The organism is Mesorhizobium sp. M0243 (assembly GCF_040321775.1).
GTDB lineage: Bacteria > Pseudomonadota > Alphaproteobacteria > Rhizobiales > Rhizobiaceae > Mesorhizobium.
Genome location: NZ_JAMYSF010000035.1, coordinates 1 through 15,801, shown reverse-complemented (window position 1 = coordinate 15,801; position 15,801 = coordinate 1). Strand labels below are relative to the sequence as shown.

Here is a 15,801-nt window from a genome sequence, read left to right as displayed (position 1 = left end):
TGATCGCGCTCTTGTGTCCGCCGTCGCCAACCCGGCTCACCATTACGAAGGGCGCTTAAGGAGCGCGATCAGCCTGTCGGACGGCTGGAACGCGCCGCGCCGCAGATGCGGTGGAACGATCGATTCCATGGCGTCGAGCTTCTCTGTCGGATCACCACGGGTGTAGATTTCAGTGGTCGTCAGAGTCGCGTGTCCCAACCAAAGCGACACCTTACGGATGTCCTGCGTTGCTTGCAGGATGATCATCGCGCATGTGTGCCTGAGCACGTGAGGCGAGATGCGTTTCTTGTTGAGGCCGGGATGCGCTCGAGCGGCAGTCGCTGCATGCTGTTTGAGCAGATAGGCGAAGCCCCATCGGCTCAGCGGCTCTCCCCGGGCATTGACGAACACCTCGGGTGCTGCAACCCGCCCGCGAACGGCGAGCCAGGCGCGCAGGGCTGCGGCCGTGGTCTTCCACAAGGGAAGCTTCCGTTCCCGCCGTCCCTTGCCCAGGACACGAATGCTCATCGACGACAGGTCGATGTCCTCGAGATTCAATCCCGTCAGCTCGGACACGCGCAGACCCGCACAAACCGCCAGATGCAGCATGGCCCGGTCGCGGATGCCATCGCGCGTGGCGGGATCCGGAGCGTCGAGCACCGCTTGCAGCTCCTCCCGCAGGAGATAGGGGACCAGACGCTGATCCGTCTTCTTGAATGGGATCGCCAGGACGCGGCGGACATGCTCCAGGGCTGCCGGCTGCCTGTATTCGAGGAAGCGGAAGAAGGACTTGATGGCCGCCAGCCGGACATTGCGCGTCACCGGCGCGTTTTTGCGCTTATCCTCGAGATACTCCAGGAAGTCGCTGATGAGACCGGCGTCGAGTTGCTCCAGCGCCAGCGCCGATGGCGAGACCTTCAGCCGCTTTGCAGCGAACATGAAGAGCAATTGGAAGCTCAGGGAATAGGAGTCGCGCGTATGCCGACTGACGTCCCGCTGGCGGGCGAGTGTCTCATCGAGGAACGATTCGATGAGGGGAGCAATCGGCGTCATGATTGCCTCCCTTCGGTAATGAACCCTTCACCGGCCGCGGCGACGTCGCGCATGAGGTCGGCGGTGGCCTCCAGGTACCAGTAGGTCGCATAGATGTTGACGTGACCCATGTAGGTCGCAAGCGCCGCCATATGCGCGCCGCTTCGGCTTCGATCCGTCGGACTGCCTTGTAGCGCGCGCACCGCAAACGTGTGCCGCAAATCGTGCAGACGCAGGCGGCGCTTCGCCGCCGGTACGATACCCGCCGTGCCGACCAGCCTGTCGAAGGTCTCTTTGACAGCAATGTAGCGCAGAGGCAGACCACGCGCGTCAACGAACACCGGATCAGTCTCGGAACAGGGCCGGCGATGCGCCAGATAGCCATTCAAGCCCGCTACTGCTGTGTCGTGCAGCGGCACCAGCCGGGTTTTCCGGAACTTGGTCTCGCGGATCAGCAGGCCGTCGCGCGTCACGTCGGCGACCGTCAACTTCAGCGCTTCGGAGATCCTCAATCCGGTGACTGAGAGCAGTGCGATCAATGTAGCATAGGTCCGTGAGCGCAAGCCGCCTTTGGGTCGAAGCCGAAGGGCGGCCTCGATGAGGCGATCGATCTCCGCTGCTGGGTAAATATGCGGCGAGCGCCGCGTCTTGCGGGCACCGAAGTGATTAGCCGGCGGCAGCTCATGCCGGGCGTCTTCAACCCGGACATGACGCACAAAGCGGCAGACGGCTTTCAGTCGAGCATCGCGTTGCGCGACAGACGGTCCCCGCGCCGCCCAATCGATTGCGGTTTGCGTGTGGACTTGCGTTTGCCCGCGCTCGGTCGCAAAGGCGGCAAAGCTCCTGAGCAAGTATTCCGCATTCAGCATTGCGAATCCAGTGGCACGGCGGAGCGCCAGATAAGTCTCGATGGCCTTCAACATCAGAGAACCTCCGGCCAGGGCTGCGCGATTTGCTTCAGGAGCGTGACATCGGCCTTGGCGTAACGGGCAGTCGTGTCGATGCCTCGGTGCCGCAGGACCAACCCGATCTTCTCAAGCGGAACGCCATGGCGCAGCATCTCGGTCGCCGCCGTGTGTCGCAGGACGTGCGCCCCTTTGACTGGCGCCACGATGCCGGCCCGCTGCATGAGGCGTTTCACCAGCGACGAGATGCCGTCACCGTTCCGGAACGGTCGAAACGGCGCGATATTGCGGAGGAACACGTGATCGCTCGGGCAGGTCGAAGGGCGACACGCGAGGTAGTCGGCGATCGCATCACCGACATCTTGCGGCAGCGGCAGACGCACCTCATAGCGCGACTTGCCCGAGACCCGCAGCGAGCCCGTCTCCCACTCGATATCGTCAAGGCGGAGTTGCGCCACGTCGCCGGCCCGCAGCCCGAGGCGCACCAAGAGCAGGACGATCGCGCGATCACGCCGGCGCGCAACGACTTCGCCATCGCATACCGCGATCAGCCGGTTCACCTGCTCCGCCGCTAGATATCGCGGCAGGTCGGCAAGCCGCCAACTGGCAAAGCCAGGAACGACATCGGCGAGACCTGCTCGGCAGCGGCCTGTGACGGCAAGATACCGCAAGAACGCGCGCAGGCTGGTCGTCAGCTTCTCCACGGTTCCATTGCCGCAATGGCTCGCGCGGTCCAGGAAAAAGCTGCGGATAGCGGCTGGTTCCCACCGCTCTGGATCGCACCCGAGTGCCGCTATCAAGTGGGCGGCGTCGCGGGCGTAGAGCTTGATGGTGGGATCGGACGCCCCGCGATGCTTGCGCAGCCACACTTTGAAGTGAGCCACCAGGCACGGCTCGGCACGCTGCAATGCGGCAGCGGCGGACTGGCAAACGCCAATTTCGACAAGGTGCTGGCGAAAGAGCCTGGCGCCAAAAATGGTGTGGTGGTTGCGACGCCCGCCCATGGCGCGCGGACATCGACAAGTGCACAAGTGCTCGCTGAACACCGCCAGATCAATGTCGCTGGGCATTGCCTCTTGCCGAGCCACGACATGGCCGAGGTGCGCTGCCGCCCGCAAATATCGCGCGGCCGTGCCGGCACTATAGCCCTGCCGCTCGAGCGCGGCTGCGAAACCGTCAAGGTATGGTCCGCTTGGCCCGCTCCGCAAATGCCTCGGCAGCTTCGATGCCGAGAAGTAAATCTCCAACATGTTCGTCTCCGTTTCTGACCGGCCATTGGTGGCCGAGCTGATGGAGGCGCAGGACCGCGCGGTTATGGAGACAAAAAGCGCAACAATTCACCGAAAAATGCCGTTGCCGGCACGCCAACTCCCCATTACTGGATCTGCCCATAAGGCAGGTAATGGGCGTCGCCCATTACCTGCCGCAACCGCCACTGCCCTAAGTGCCAGGGCCTAGCCCGCGCCCAGTGGCTGGCCGAGCGGCAGGCGGAGCTGCTGCCGGTCCCATACTTCCACGTGGTCTTCACCGTCCCGGCCCAGATCGCTGAGATCGCCTTCCAGAACAAGGCGGCGGTCTATGCGATCCTGTTCAAGGCCGCATCCGAAGCCTTGAGGGTGGCGGCGGCCGATCCCAGACATCTGGGCGCCGAGATCGGCATGGTCGCCGTGCTTCATACTTGGGGTCAAAATCTCCACCATCATCCGCATGTCCACTGCGTCGTGCCGGGCGGCGGCCTGTCGCTCGAGCCTGCCACGGCGAAGGCCGGGGACCAGCGATGGATCGCCTGCCGGCCGGGATTTTTCCTGCCCGTGCGGGTTCTGTCGCGCCTGTTCAGGCGGCTATTCCTGGAGCGCCTGCAGGACGCCTTCGACGCCGGCCAGCTTCGCTTCTTCAGCAATCTCGCCAGCCTGGCCGACCCTGCCACTTTCTGCGCCCAACTGGCTGGACTGAAGCGGATCGAATGGGTCGTCTACGCCAAGCCCCCGTTCGGCGGTCCCGAACAGGTCCTCGCCTATCTGGGCCGCTACACCCATCGCGTCGCCATCGCCAACAGCCGCCTCGTGAGCCTGGACCAGGGAAAGGTCAGCTTCCGCTGGAAGGACTATCGCCACCACGACAAGTCCAAGCACAAGCTCATGACCTTAAGCGCCGACGAGATCCCATGGGAGTGAATAGCGACCACCGCTTCGGCAGAGTGTGATGTCGCCCACCAACCCTCAGGAGGTCCGCAATGCCAGTTGCAGCCAGCCGTAAAGAAGCTCCAGCCGCTATTCGAGTCGATCTTGCCGCAATCTTCGTGTCGTTGGAACTCTCGAGATCGAAATGGCTAATCACGTCACTTTCGCCCGGGGCGGGCGAGAAGATGTCGAAGCATATCGTGGCGGGCAGCGATGTTCCGGCATTGTTGGCGCGTTTCGCTGAGCTGCAGCGCAAAGCCAAGGCGCGCACCGGTCGAAGCTTTCGGATGGTATCAGTTCAGGAGGCTGGTCTCGATGGGTTCTGGATTCACAGAATCCTCGAACGTGAAGGGGTCGAGAGTTATGTCGTCGATCCCGCGTCGATTGCTACGTCTCGCCGCCGCCGGCGGGCGAAGACTGACAAGATCGACGGTGAGGCCCTGGTCCGAGCACTGTTGGCTTACAAACGCGGCGAGCCGCGGGTTTGTGCAATGCTTCGGGTCCCAACCGCGGAAGAAGAAGACCGCCGCCGCTTGGTGCGTGAGCGTAAAGCGCTGACAAACGAGCGTATCCGCCACGTCAACAGGGTGAAGGGCCTGTTGTTCGGTCAAGGTATCTCGGGATACGAACCGTTGCGGCGCGACCGGCGGAAGCGCTTGGACGACCTTGCGACCGGGGATGGTCGACCGCTGCCAGCGGCGCTGAAAGCCCAAATCAGCCGTGAACTCGATCGCATCGAACTGCTGATTGAGCAAATCAAACAGGTCGAGGCTGAGCGCGACCTTATGCTTGCCGCCGCGTCGGCATCGTCACCTGCCCCAGCGTTGTTACTTAACCTCCGAGGTGTTGGCCCGGAGTTCGGCGCCATTTTATGGTCCGAAGGGCTATCACGACAGTTCGATAACCGACGGCAGGTGGCCGCGTATGCTGGTCTCGCACCGACGCCATGGCAGAGCGGTCAGGTTGATCGCGATCAAGGCGTATCCAAGGCGGGCAACCCTCGACTGCGAACGACGCTTGTCCAACTGGCGTGGCTTTGGGTGCGCCATCAGCCAGATTCAGAGCTTAGCCGCTGGTTCAAGGCGAGGGTAACGAAGAACGAAGGGCGCTACAAAAAATCGACGATTGTCGCTCTCGCCCGCAAGCTGTTTGTCGCCCTTTGGAAGTACATCAATGCCGGGGTTGTCATCGAAGGCGCAGTGATGTCGGCATGACCCAATTACATCACTGTAAATAATCTACCGAAGGACAAGTGTCCTGGTAGATCCGGGAGGCGAACCGAGGATGAATATGGCTCTCAAGCCGTCCGACGAGAATGGTGTCGCTGCCTTGAGCTCAAATCCGCCGCACGCGGGATGTTGGTCTAGCCGCTTCGGCCGCTAACCGTATATAAGTTGGATCGGGTTCGTTCGCGAACCGCGTCATGAAGCTGAGCTCATACCGGATCTGCAAAAATTGTATCAGGAGGTCGAAATGCAGCCATACTGACCGATCCCCTTGACTATCCCCATATAAGTTCATCCGGCGCTTCCTGCTGCACGCTCTTCCAGACGGATTCCATCGCATCCGCCATTACGGCCTCCTCGCCAACGGCCACCGCGTCGCCAAGCTCGCCCAGTGCCGTCTTCTTCTGGCGGCGCCCACGCCGCTGACGCCGGACCCGACCGCCGACTATCGCCCGCGTTACCGCTGTCTCACAGGGCGCTCCCTGGACATCTGTCCGGGCTGCGGCGGCGCCATGGCCTCGCTCGGCCCGATCCCGCGCAAGGCCCCGACCTGGCCAGACACCTCATGACACGCTGCGCACCGACACGCTCGCACCGTCCATCCCGGCGTCTGCTACAGTCGCCGAAGGGCCTTTGCGCGCCGCTAGTCAAAGTCGCAGCCTGGCTGTCGCCAGCAACGCTGCACCTCAGCGTCAACGACCCAATGGCGCCGTCTCTCGCGTCGCAGATGGTCCTGCATCGCGACGACGGGCGACCGCCAAGAGCGATCGACGAGCCCGCTCCGGCGCCTCGGACACACTGTCGAGCCCTAAATCCCCATAACTCCGCCCGCCATCCCGCGGCTCAGTTCAATCAGGCTTCAATGTAGTCGCGACCCGTGCGAGCCCGTACCATCGCGCCCGCGACCACACAGAACCCTCCAGATTCACTCGTTTTGGCGGGGCGAATCGAGAGGGGATGGCGGTGTCCAGGCCACGCGAGAAGCGCGAGACGGGAGAGCAGGACCTGTTCCGCTCCCGGCTCGATCAGATCATCAACATGAAGCACGAGCTGTTCGGCTGGCGCAGGCGATCGATTGGCCGGTGCTGGAGGAGCGTTTCGGCGCGGTCTATTCGGACGGCCCTGGCATACCCCCCTTGCCGACCCGGCTGATGGCGGGGCTGGCGATCCTGAAACACACTTTCAACCTGTCGGACGAGGTGCTGTGCGAGCGCTGGGTGGAGAACCCCTACTTCCAGTATCTTTGCGGCGAGGTGTTCTTCTGCCATGCGCTGCCGTTGCCATGCGCTGCCGTTCGACCGCTCGTCGATGACGCGCTGGCGCAGCCGCATGGGCGAGGAGCGGATCGTAGCGCTCTTGCAGGAAAGCCTCAGCATTGCGGTCAGGACCGGGGCGATGAAGCCGGCCGACACGCGCCAGGTGATCGTCGACACCACCGTGCAGCCGAAGAACGTCATGTTCCCGACCGACGCCAAGCTCATCCAGCGGGCACGCGAACGGCTGGTGCGGCTTGCCAGGAAAACGGGTCTTAATTTGCGCCAGACCTATGTGCGGGTCGGCAAGCTGGCGCTGATCAAGCACCAGCGCTACGCCCACGCCAAGCAGTTCAAGCGGGCCAACAAGGCGCTGCGCAGGCTCAAGACCTATCTCGGCCGGACCGTTCGCGACATCTCCCGCCAGATCGCCGGCGATGCGGAACTGGACGCGCTCTTCAAATGGCCGCTCTACCAGGCCTCCACCCTTATCGAGTATCGTCAGCGCCAGCGCGGCCGCAAGATCTGGAGCCTGCATGCGCCAGAGGTAGAATGCATCGGCAAGGGCAAGGCCCATGCCCCTTACGAGTTCGGGGTGAAGGTGTCGGTGGCCACTACGCTGAAGCGCTCGAAGGGTGGCCAGTTCGCCCTGCATGCAAAAGCGCTGCCCGGCAATCCCTATGACGGCCACACACTCACAAGCGTCATCCCCGCCATGGAAAAGACCATCGGCAACGAGATCGGCCGCATCCTTGCCGATGCCGGTTATCGCGGCCACAACGCACCGGAAAGCCACAAGTTCAGGGTCTTCACCGCCGGCCAGAAACGCCGCGTCACCCCGGCCATCAAGCGCCAGATGCGCCGCCGCTCCGCCATCGAGCCCGTGATCGGCCACATCAAGGCCGAGCACCGGATGGGCCGCAACTACCTCGCCGGCCAGCAGGGCGACGCCGTCAACGCCATCCTGGCCGCCGCCGTCGGGGCGAACTAATAGCCAGACCGCGGTCACAGTGGCTTGGTACGCCCCAAGCCGTCCACCCCCATATACATGGTCGCATCGATTCGCGCGGCTTCGAAGCGTCGCGGCTGTCCCTCGATCGCGGCAAGGCTGTCAATGCATGCATCGTAGAAGCAGCGCTCGTGGCAGTAGAACGCCTCTCCAGCGATATGTGGCGTTGTCAGCACGTTGGGATGGAAGCGAAATGGTGCGTCCGGGGGCACCGGTTCGGTGCTGAAGACATCGATCGCGGCCTTAAGGCGGCGGGTGTCAACCGCCTCCCACAGCGCCGGCTCGTCAACCACGGCCATGCGGCTCACCAGAATGAAGAGGCCACCGATGGGCAGGGCGTCAAAGACTTTCTTGCCGATCGCATGTAGCGACGACTTGAGGGGTGGAATGCCTACGACCAAGATCTCCGAGGCGGCTGCGAGATCCTCAAGCGAATCCGTATTTGTCAATCCCAGCCGTTCCCCGTTGGACTTGTCGAGCATTGGATCGTAGACAGCCGTCGGGCAGCCGAAACCGCTAATTAGGTGGTGATAGTGCCTGTTAATGCTGCCGTAGCCAGCGAGCCCGATCCTTTTGCCAGCGAGATCGCCATAGACGTACCCAAACGAGTCCCATGAAGATCCCTTCCAGCCACCCGCTCGCATGAGTGCAATCGCCGTCGGAACGTCGCGCAATAGGTTGAGAGTTTGAGTCAGTGCAAATTCCGCGACGCTGGGCGTTATCGAGCGCGAGGTGTCGATCAAGATGATCCCGCGTTCGGTGAGAGCGTCGATCGAAACGAAACTGGTAAAGCGGTTGTCGAAGGTTCCCGCGATTGCCTTTAAGCGAGGCGCGCTGTCCAGCAACGCGTCATCCATGAAGATGTCCGGCATGGTCCAGGGAGCTACCAGAAGTAGATCGGCACTAGGTAGGGCCGAACGCAGTTCGTCTCGCCATGATGGACTGCTTAGCACTATCGCGGTTATGATCCCTTTGGTCTCCAACAGCGCGGCGCCTCGTTTGATCCACTCCGATCTGGGCGGGTGATCGGCAAGAATGATAATGTTCAAATTGCCCGCGGCCATTCGGTATATTCCTCCTAGGCGTTGCCTCACCGGCCGTCCCTCACCGAAGAAGAACTTAGTCGTCGGGCTTGCAGGAAATCAATTGGCGCAGCGATGTTTTGGGTAGAATTTGGCAAATCTTTCCACGGGTGAAAAATGCACTCTCCTTCCACTTTTCCACCAATGCGGATCGTGACGGACTTGACAGCTATGTCCGACGAGCAGCCTCAGTCCGTCACGCTCTATTGCCCTTCCTGCGAAGGACTGCGGGGCAGCGCCTATGACAGCCTCGTGCTCCTTCCGATTCACGACACAAACGGGCGTCTTCTGGCGGAGCTCCGGAACGGAATTCCACACCGGAGCCGGATGTTCGCGGGCGTGCTTGCTCTCGATCCATTCCGCCGCCATGTGGACATTCTGAAGGCTCTTGGGACGGCCAGATGCCCCGGCGTCGTCAACTTCCCGAGCGTGACCGCAATCGACGGCGAAATGCGCGTCAGCCTCGAGGACTTCGGATACGGGGTGACGACCGAAATCAATCTACTGCGTACGGCGGTCGCAAAGGGGTTCGGTGCGCTCGCTGTGGTCGACAGTTGTGGGATGGCGCAAGAAGCCGTCACCATCGGCGTGAGCGGACTGATCGCGGTACGGCATACGAGCGACGCCATGCTTGCCGAGCTCTCCGAGCTTGCTCATGAGACGACACTGGGGCTGTTTCGACTTCCTGACGCCGTTGGCGGGCCTTGAACAGGTGTTCATCCTGGTGGTCGGCATGACCCATTGGACAAGTCCGAACGAATTCCGCATCATGTGAAGAAACTCTACGATATATGAAGAAGCTCTACGATCAAACGAAGAGCCTCTTGCCAACATCTCGATTGAACGGCGGATGGAGAAATCGCCACTTCATTCCCCAGCATTTGCTTACTTCTCAGCAAGCTCTTCAGATACCTCGTGCTGAAGCTTCGGCCCTTGGGACAGGCGGCGGCCGAGAGCCTCAATAAACTGGTTATAGCGCTCTCCGCCCTTAACTCGAGCGGCCGCCTGCGCTGTCTCTGTTAATGGAACTGTCGAATTCGACCAGAACCGAATGAACAACGCGCGAGTTTCGCTCGTGATTTCCAGATCTCGCTCCGGCCGCTGAAGGCAACGGTCGATCCGATCCAGGCGTTTGACGATGGCCCGCCTCTTTTTCATCCGTGTCAGGGGAGAGGAAAGATGCAATGGCGGCCTCTGCGATGAGCGAAGCTGATTGCTCTCACCAATCTGCAAAGTCCAAAAGCCGCCACTTCAGGTCCGGCTTGAGATACCCGACAGTCGTTGTTTCTTGTCCGACCGTACCGACTGGTCTCACAGTTCCATCCCGTCGTCTGGGTCCATGGATATCTGCCGCGCGACCTGATGCATGTGGCGCGCAAGCGTGCGAGTAGCAGCCGCATCGTCATTCTCGTTGGCGTCTTCTGCCTGGGTGTTTCCACACTTTCGATGCCGTCGTCGGTTGGTGTCGATTTGTCCTCTGCCGACACGGCCTTTATCAACCAAAGACAGCTACAGCTGACTTGATGGTGATGCCGCCATCGGGGCTTTAGCGAAGCTGACGTCCCGTGGCAGCGCGAAGGACAGTCGGCAGTTGCAGCGCTGGCGGCACCAGAGAGTTTGCACGATTTCCCTGCCGTGCCGAGTTTTGCGAACGGCGCTTCCAGACGCGACGCGCTGAGACCAGCGGAAGCCGATTTCATGGAAATACAGGTCGGCGTGTTGCGGGCTGATATGGTGAAAGAAGCCGGCCATCGTGCGCCGGACGCGGGAATTGAAACCCTTCACCGAATTGACGTGGATCGTGTCGCGAACATATTCGTGGCTGGAATGCTTCACGGTGTAATGGGAAGGCCAACTAACGACACCTTTGTCGATTTTGCCCAGTCCGCGACACAGTCCAATTGGGCAGAATTTCTGTCCCAATCTCATGCATGTCATTGAACAGCACGCAGAAAATCTCTTCTGGAGCTCTTTGTGCACAGTTGGCACGACTTTTGATGCTCCTTTTTCGCGACGCCGCTGGAGCTGCCGACCTATTGGCATGCGTGGCTGACGGCCCAGCACATCAAACGCGGTAGTGATCTGGACTTTGCCCGTATCGGACCTTCGGCGCGGATAATGTTTTCGTCTTTGATGAAGGCGCAGCGATGAAGCTGAACGAACCTGATTTGGGGAATGAGATGATGATGCTTGATCTGGACGGCTTTGACCGTCAGTTGCCCCTGGTTTGTGACTTGGATGGCACTCTGATAAGATCAGATACTTTCCACGAGAGCTTCTTTGAAGCCTTCTTTCATTCGCCACAGCACTTGCTTCGCACCTTTCCAAGTTGGTTCAAGGGCCGCGCGGCGTTGAAGGAAACGCTGGCAAACGTTTGTTCGATTGAGCCGCGGGCGCTTCCCTATCGTGCAGAGATGTTGGAATTGATGCGTGGCGCGAAAGCTGACGGGCGTGAAATTTATCTCGTTACGGCAGCGGATCAGAGCATAGCGGATAGTATCATTTGTCACCTTGGCGGCTTCGCCGGCGCGAAGGGAAGTGATGGGTCATTGAACCTGAAGAGCCGCAACAAGTTGAAATGGCTTCAGGATAGCTTCCCGGAGGGATTTATCTATGCGGGCGACAGTGCCGCCGACCTGCCGATCTGGGAGGCGGCTTCCGGAGCGGTTCTGGTTGGCAACGGAGTGAAATACGCAAGCCAGCTCCGTGAAGCTGGCGTTGAGGTCAGGACCATCAGTCCTGAAAAAACTAATCCGGTGAAGGACTGGCTGTTTGAACTCCGGGTACACCAGTGGTCAAAAAATGTACTGATTTTCGTTCCCCTGTTTCTCGGCCATATTGCGGGCGATTTGCATGCAGTGCTGAGGACAATGGTCGCCTTTGTTGCTTTCGGCCTGATTGCCTCGGCAACCTATATCATCAACGATCTGGCTGATGTGGAGGCGGACAGGGCGCATGCGACCAAGCGCTTCCGGGCGATTGCTGCAGGTAGAATAAGCGTTATAAATGGCTTTCTGGCGAGCATCTTTATGCTGGGTGCGGGCATTGGGGTGGCCCTACTTTTGCACCCTCAATTCGCACTGGCTGTCACAGTCTATCTGGTGCTGACGCTGGCCTATTCATTCCGCTTGAAGCGTTACGCGTTACTCGATGTGACGGTCATCGGAGCGTTGTTCACACTGAGGATTGTCATGGGTCAGGTGCTGAATGATCTGGCATTTTCGCCTTGGCTTTTGTCCTTTTCAGCCATGTTCTTCTTCTCGCTGTCTCTGGCAAAGCGTCATGTGGAAGCAATGCGCGCGTGCTCAAAGGGGAAGGGCGCCATCCAAGGTCGCGGATACTTGCCTGACGATTGGCCGCTCACCTTGGGCTATGGCCTTGCTTCCGCCTCGGCTTCGATCGTCATCATGCTGCTTTTCATCGCGCTCGAAGCCAGAGCCACGCAAGAATATCACAATCCAGCATGGCTCTATGTTGCACCGGCGGGCGTGTTCATGTGGCTACAAAGGATATGGCTCCTGAGTCATCGCATGGATTTGCACGACGATCCTATTGTCTTTGCGCTTAAGGACAAGACCAGCTTGTTGATTGGCGCCATCATCTCATTGGCGTTTGCGCTGGCTGTGTAAAACAAAGCGGTTGCCAATATGCAAGAGACGAACCTAGTAACCCTGAATGCGCCCCTTGTACTCCTGACTGGAGCTGCCGGCTGGTTGGGCGGGCGCGTAGCGGCGGCACTGACGACGGGTTTGCCGGAAGCAGGACTTCTCGCACGCGGCGTCTTCCGGGTAAGGGCGTTCGTTCCTGCGGGAGAAGAGGTATCGCAGCTGCGCGACCAGGGCCTGGAAATCGTGACAGGCGATATCCGGAACATGGAATCTGTCCGCGCATTTGTGGCTGGTGCCGAGGGCGCCGTATTGATCCACATGGCCGGCATCATTCATCCCAAAACGGTTGCCCAATTTGAAGCGGTCAACACACAGGGCACGATCAATCTGGTTACGGCAGCGCAAAAGGCAGGTGTGAGGCGCGCGGTCGTCATGTCATCGAATTCGCCGATCGGCTGCAATCCGCACCCGGACCACAGATTCACGGAGGAAAGCCCCTATAATCCCTATGTGGGATACGGCCGCTCCAAGATGCTGATGGAAAAGGCACTGCGTGCGGAAATTGCTGCTGGCAGCCCGATGGAAGTCGTGATCGTTCGCGCGCCCTGGTTTTACGGTCCCAACCAGCCGCCACGGCAAACGCTCTTTTTTAAGACGGTCAAGGACGGCAAGTTTCCAATCGTTGGATCGGGGCGGAATCGCCGCTCGATGGGCTACACTGACAACCTGGCGCAAGGCATCCTTCTTGCCGCAGTTCACGAGCGGGCGGGAGGAGAGATATTCTGGCTTGCAGACGAGACGCCATACACCATGAAAGAAATTGTCGAGGTCGCCGGCATGGTCCTGCACGAAGATTTCGGCATGACGGTCAAGCCCAACAAGTTCCATCTTCCGGACATCGTCGGCGACGTCGCAACGATAGTTGATGCGACTCTCCAGTACGCCGGCATCTATCACCAGAAAATCCATGTGCTGTCCGAAATGAACAAGACAATTGCCTGCGACATCACCAAAGCCAGAAAAGTACTCGGTTACGCGCCCAAAATCGCCTTGCGCGACGGCATGCGACTTTCCGTCGACTGGTGCCTGAAGAACGGTCAGGCCTTTTAACTGAGGCGTGCCGAAGAATTCGGAGTCGTAAATGTTAGTACAACCTTCTTCCGTTATTTCCAGCGGTGTCGTTTCAAGTGCCATAGGATATGCCATCGGGTTGCCCGTTTCGAAGTTTTTTGACAGCAATCTCCGGATGCGATTACTTATATCTCCGGCAATTGGACTTGGAATATTCGGCGCTGCAGGTGTTTCCATTTTTCATCTGTTATCTTTAACCGCGATCAATCTTATTCTGACCGTCCTTGCGTTGTTCGCTGTCACGCTCTGGCTATCGAAAGGCTCCGTCGACCCGCTCTTGCGCTCGCCGACCAATCCTGGCTTTTCCTGGTTAGCTGTTGCATTTCTCCTCTGCCTTTTGCCAACCTTCGCGATCATTCCGCAGCATTATGCGGAAAGCGCCGGCGTCGGTGACCCGATCTGGGACCATGCAAAAATAGCTATCATAAATGAAATAGCTCAAAATGGGTTGCCTCCCGGCAATCCATACTATTCCCAAGTAGGTACTCCCAGCAGACTTATTTACTACTACGTCTGGCACTTCATCGCCGCGTGTTCATCCGTCATCACAGGCGCAAGCGGCTGGGAGGCCGACATTGCTCTTACCGGCTTGACGGCGTTGTTCTCGACGTTTGTCGTAACGTGGCTGGCAGTGGCACGAAGCAGAAGCTCAAATGCCGCTTGGTGGGTACTCCCCCTCTTGCTTGCCAGTTCCCTTAAGCCAATCGTGCGATTCGTCTCCGGAAAGTGGCTCGACACTTGGATGGTACAGGAATACGGCCTCGAGACATGGATTGTTCAGGTCGCATGGGCACCCCACCACGTATTTTCCGGAACGCTGGCCTTGATTGTCATCATGACATACATACGAATTCTGCATTGCAACGCCAACCGCGATCTCAGCTTGGCAGTATTTACGGGGGCGATGCTGGCTTCTGCTTATGGCAGCTCCATGTGGGCAGGCGGCTTCTCACTGCTTTTGATATTACCCATGGTGGGGGTGCTGTCGCTTTCGGATGTTGTAAGGGCCAAACGGCTGCTGCAAGTTCTCATATTAGTTTTAGTCACTGTTGCCATAGCCGTACTCTGTGCCGGAGTGTTGGTCTACGAGCAGGTAGCCATATTATATGCCAGAAAAGCCGCGGAATTTTGGATATTTTCCCATATTTGTCGAAATGGAGTGGTTTTTCGACGTGCATGGTGTCTGGTTTGTCTTGCTTATACTTGACTTCAGCATTATGTATGCGTCTTTTATTATTTGGACCTTATCGACGCCAATCGACGAGGTAGCTCCCTACCGCCAGATCGATCGGGCGATACTTGTTACTGCTCTAGCGCCACTATTTTGCGCGCAGTTTATGCATAGCGTAATTTTATATAATGATTTGGGATGGCGTATAATAATTCCATCATTGCTAGCTATGATGGCCGTTACAGCCACCGTGTTCTCTTCGCAAATTGGCAAAAGCACATTAACCGGGTGTCTAACGACTATAGCCGCAATCGTATTACTGGCGCCCTCAATTTTGGCTGGTGCTCGATTTGTATACCTGTCCGACTTCCAATTTCGAGTTCAAGGACCTGAAACATTAGAGGGCACAGCTTTCAGCGCATCTCCTGAAATGTGGAAAGCTGTTCGACAAGTAACGCCATCGAATGAAGCGGTCGCCAACAATCCGCTCGATCTTGCAAACGTGACGTATCGACCAGGGAATATTTCCTGGGCAACATTGTCGCAAAGGCGAAATTGCGCAACGACGCTCGGGTTGTTGCGCTCCTATGCAGCTCAACTTACGCCAAATCAAGCATCAGAAGTCTACAATCTCTTCGTCGATGCGTTCAGAGGTGAGGCTTCCGAAGGTCATCTTAGAGTTATGAAAGAAAGGTATCTTTGTAAGACTCTTGTGGTTACGGTGAGAGATGGCTTATGGGATAAACCGGCGCTGAACAACAGTTCAGTATACAAGCTCGTGTCCGAGAAAAAAGGCAAGTGGCGGATTTATCGATAATACGCCTTCAAAGATAAGCGATGCGCCCAGGCACCTTGCAATAGGCCGATGAACATGGAGTTTTCGAGCGATGACATTGGAACATGCAAGGAGCGATCTGGTCGCCGAGTTAAGCGGCGCCGCGGCGGCCGAAGATCTTGCAACGGTGTGCGGGCGGCGCGTGCGGCAACGAAGGCTGTGGAGTTACACCGAGAAGCGCGCGTTGGTCGACCTGGCGAGCGCGGCGGGGTCGTCGGTGATGGAGGTCCCGGAAGCATTCAGCGTAGCTCCGCGAACCACCTCGCAGCCGGCAACCAGAAAGACATAAGGTCTTATACCAAGACTCATGGGGTTTGACCGACATGGGCCCATTGGCGCATCCCGATTGATGTGATGGTCTCGGAAGCTGCGAGGAGTTTCTGCCAGGCG

Annotated in this window: 11 protein-coding genes and 5 pseudogenes; 10 read left to right on the top strand and 6 right to left on the bottom strand. The window is 58.9% G+C overall.

Features of this window, described 5'->3' with window-relative positions; genetic code table 11:
- Positions 1–42: 42 nt before the first annotated feature.
- The 3 genes from NKJ11_RS29875 to NKJ11_RS29865 are packed head-to-tail and all read right to left on the bottom strand — an operon-like array spanning position 43 to position 3,166.
- Entirely contained in the window at positions 43–1,032 is a 990-nt protein-coding gene (locus tag NKJ11_RS29875; RefSeq protein WP_352794867.1) for a tyrosine-type recombinase/integrase, read from the bottom strand.
- Positions 1,029–1,934 carry a tyrosine-type recombinase/integrase gene (locus NKJ11_RS29870; protein WP_352493042.1) on the bottom strand — a complete coding sequence of 302 codons (906 nt, stop codon included), beginning with the start codon at positions 1,932–1,934 and terminating at the stop codon, positions 1,029–1,031. The genes NKJ11_RS29875 and NKJ11_RS29870 overlap by 4 nt, the downstream gene beginning before the upstream one ends.
- Complete coding sequence (locus NKJ11_RS29865) at positions 1,934–3,166, bottom strand: tyrosine-type recombinase/integrase (RefSeq protein WP_352794866.1); 1,233 nt, start codon at positions 3,164–3,166, stop codon at positions 1,934–1,936. Before NKJ11_RS29865 ends, NKJ11_RS29870 begins: the two co-directional genes overlap by 1 nt.
- Before the next feature lie 168 nt (positions 3,167–3,334).
- Here NKJ11_RS29865 and NKJ11_RS29860 point away from each other — a divergent pair.
- The 4 genes and pseudogenes from NKJ11_RS29860 to NKJ11_RS29845 form a co-directional block, all read left to right on the top strand.
- A pseudogene (locus NKJ11_RS29860) lies at positions 3,335–4,075 on the top strand (IS91 family transposase); the annotation flags it as partial.
- Between the two features lie 74 nt (positions 4,076–4,149).
- A complete protein-coding gene (locus tag NKJ11_RS29855; RefSeq protein WP_352794865.1) occupies positions 4,150–5,310 on the top strand; it encodes an IS110 family RNA-guided transposase in 1,161 nt (386 codons plus the stop codon).
- 287 nt (positions 5,311–5,597) lie between these two features.
- Positions 5,598–5,891: pseudogene (locus NKJ11_RS33890) on the top strand (transposase); the annotation flags it as partial.
- 394 nt (positions 5,892–6,285) lie between these two features.
- Positions 6,286–7,551: pseudogene (locus tag NKJ11_RS29845) on the top strand (IS5 family transposase); the annotation flags it as partial.
- 29 nt (positions 7,552–7,580) lie between these two features.
- Here the strand turns inward: NKJ11_RS29845 and NKJ11_RS29840 are convergent.
- On the bottom strand, positions 7,581–8,648 hold the full coding sequence (locus NKJ11_RS29840) for an NAD(P)-dependent oxidoreductase (RefSeq protein WP_352794864.1): 1,068 nt from the start codon (positions 8,646–8,648) through the stop codon (positions 7,581–7,583).
- Between the two features lie 189 nt (positions 8,649–8,837).
- On the opposite strand from NKJ11_RS29840, the gene NKJ11_RS29835 reads away from it, so the two are divergent.
- Entirely contained in the window at positions 8,838–9,374 is a 537-nt protein-coding gene (locus tag NKJ11_RS29835) for a phosphoenolpyruvate hydrolase family protein (protein ID WP_352794863.1), read from the top strand.
- Positions 9,375–9,551: 177 nt separating this feature from the next.
- Here NKJ11_RS29835 and NKJ11_RS29830 read toward each other — a convergent pair.
- Both NKJ11_RS29830 and NKJ11_RS29825 read right to left on the bottom strand, forming a co-directional pair.
- Positions 9,552–9,944: pseudogene (locus NKJ11_RS29830) on the bottom strand (CopG family transcriptional regulator).
- A 268-nt stretch (positions 9,945–10,212) separates the two neighbouring features.
- A pseudogene (locus NKJ11_RS29825) lies at positions 10,213–10,511 on the bottom strand (transposase); the annotation flags it as partial.
- A 302-nt stretch (positions 10,512–10,813) separates the two neighbouring features.
- Between NKJ11_RS29825 and NKJ11_RS29820 the strand changes: the two are divergent.
- The 5 genes from NKJ11_RS29820 (at position 10,814) to NKJ11_RS29800 (ending at position 15,700) form a co-directional block, all read left to right on the top strand.
- Positions 10,814–12,295 (top strand): UbiA family prenyltransferase, encoded by a 1,482-nt coding sequence (locus NKJ11_RS29820; protein ID WP_352794862.1) that lies wholly within the window; start codon positions 10,814–10,816, stop codon positions 12,293–12,295.
- Between the two features lie 18 nt (positions 12,296–12,313).
- Complete coding sequence (locus NKJ11_RS29815) at positions 12,314–13,384, top strand: NAD-dependent epimerase/dehydratase family protein (protein ID WP_352794861.1); 1,071 nt, start codon at positions 12,314–12,316, stop codon at positions 13,382–13,384.
- 31 nt (positions 13,385–13,415) lie between these two features.
- On the top strand, positions 13,416–14,612 hold the full coding sequence (locus NKJ11_RS29810; protein ID WP_352794860.1) for a hypothetical protein: 1,197 nt from the start codon (positions 13,416–13,418) through the stop codon (positions 14,610–14,612).
- Positions 14,578–15,393, top strand: a complete 816-nt coding sequence (locus NKJ11_RS29805; protein WP_352794859.1) for a hypothetical protein — start codon at positions 14,578–14,580, stop codon at positions 15,391–15,393. Before NKJ11_RS29810 ends, NKJ11_RS29805 begins: the two co-directional genes overlap by 35 nt.
- Positions 15,394–15,463: 70 nt before the next feature.
- Complete coding sequence (locus NKJ11_RS29800) at positions 15,464–15,700, top strand: hypothetical protein (RefSeq protein WP_352794858.1); 237 nt, start codon at positions 15,464–15,466, stop codon at positions 15,698–15,700.
- The last annotated feature ends 101 nt before the right edge of the window (positions 15,701–15,801 follow it).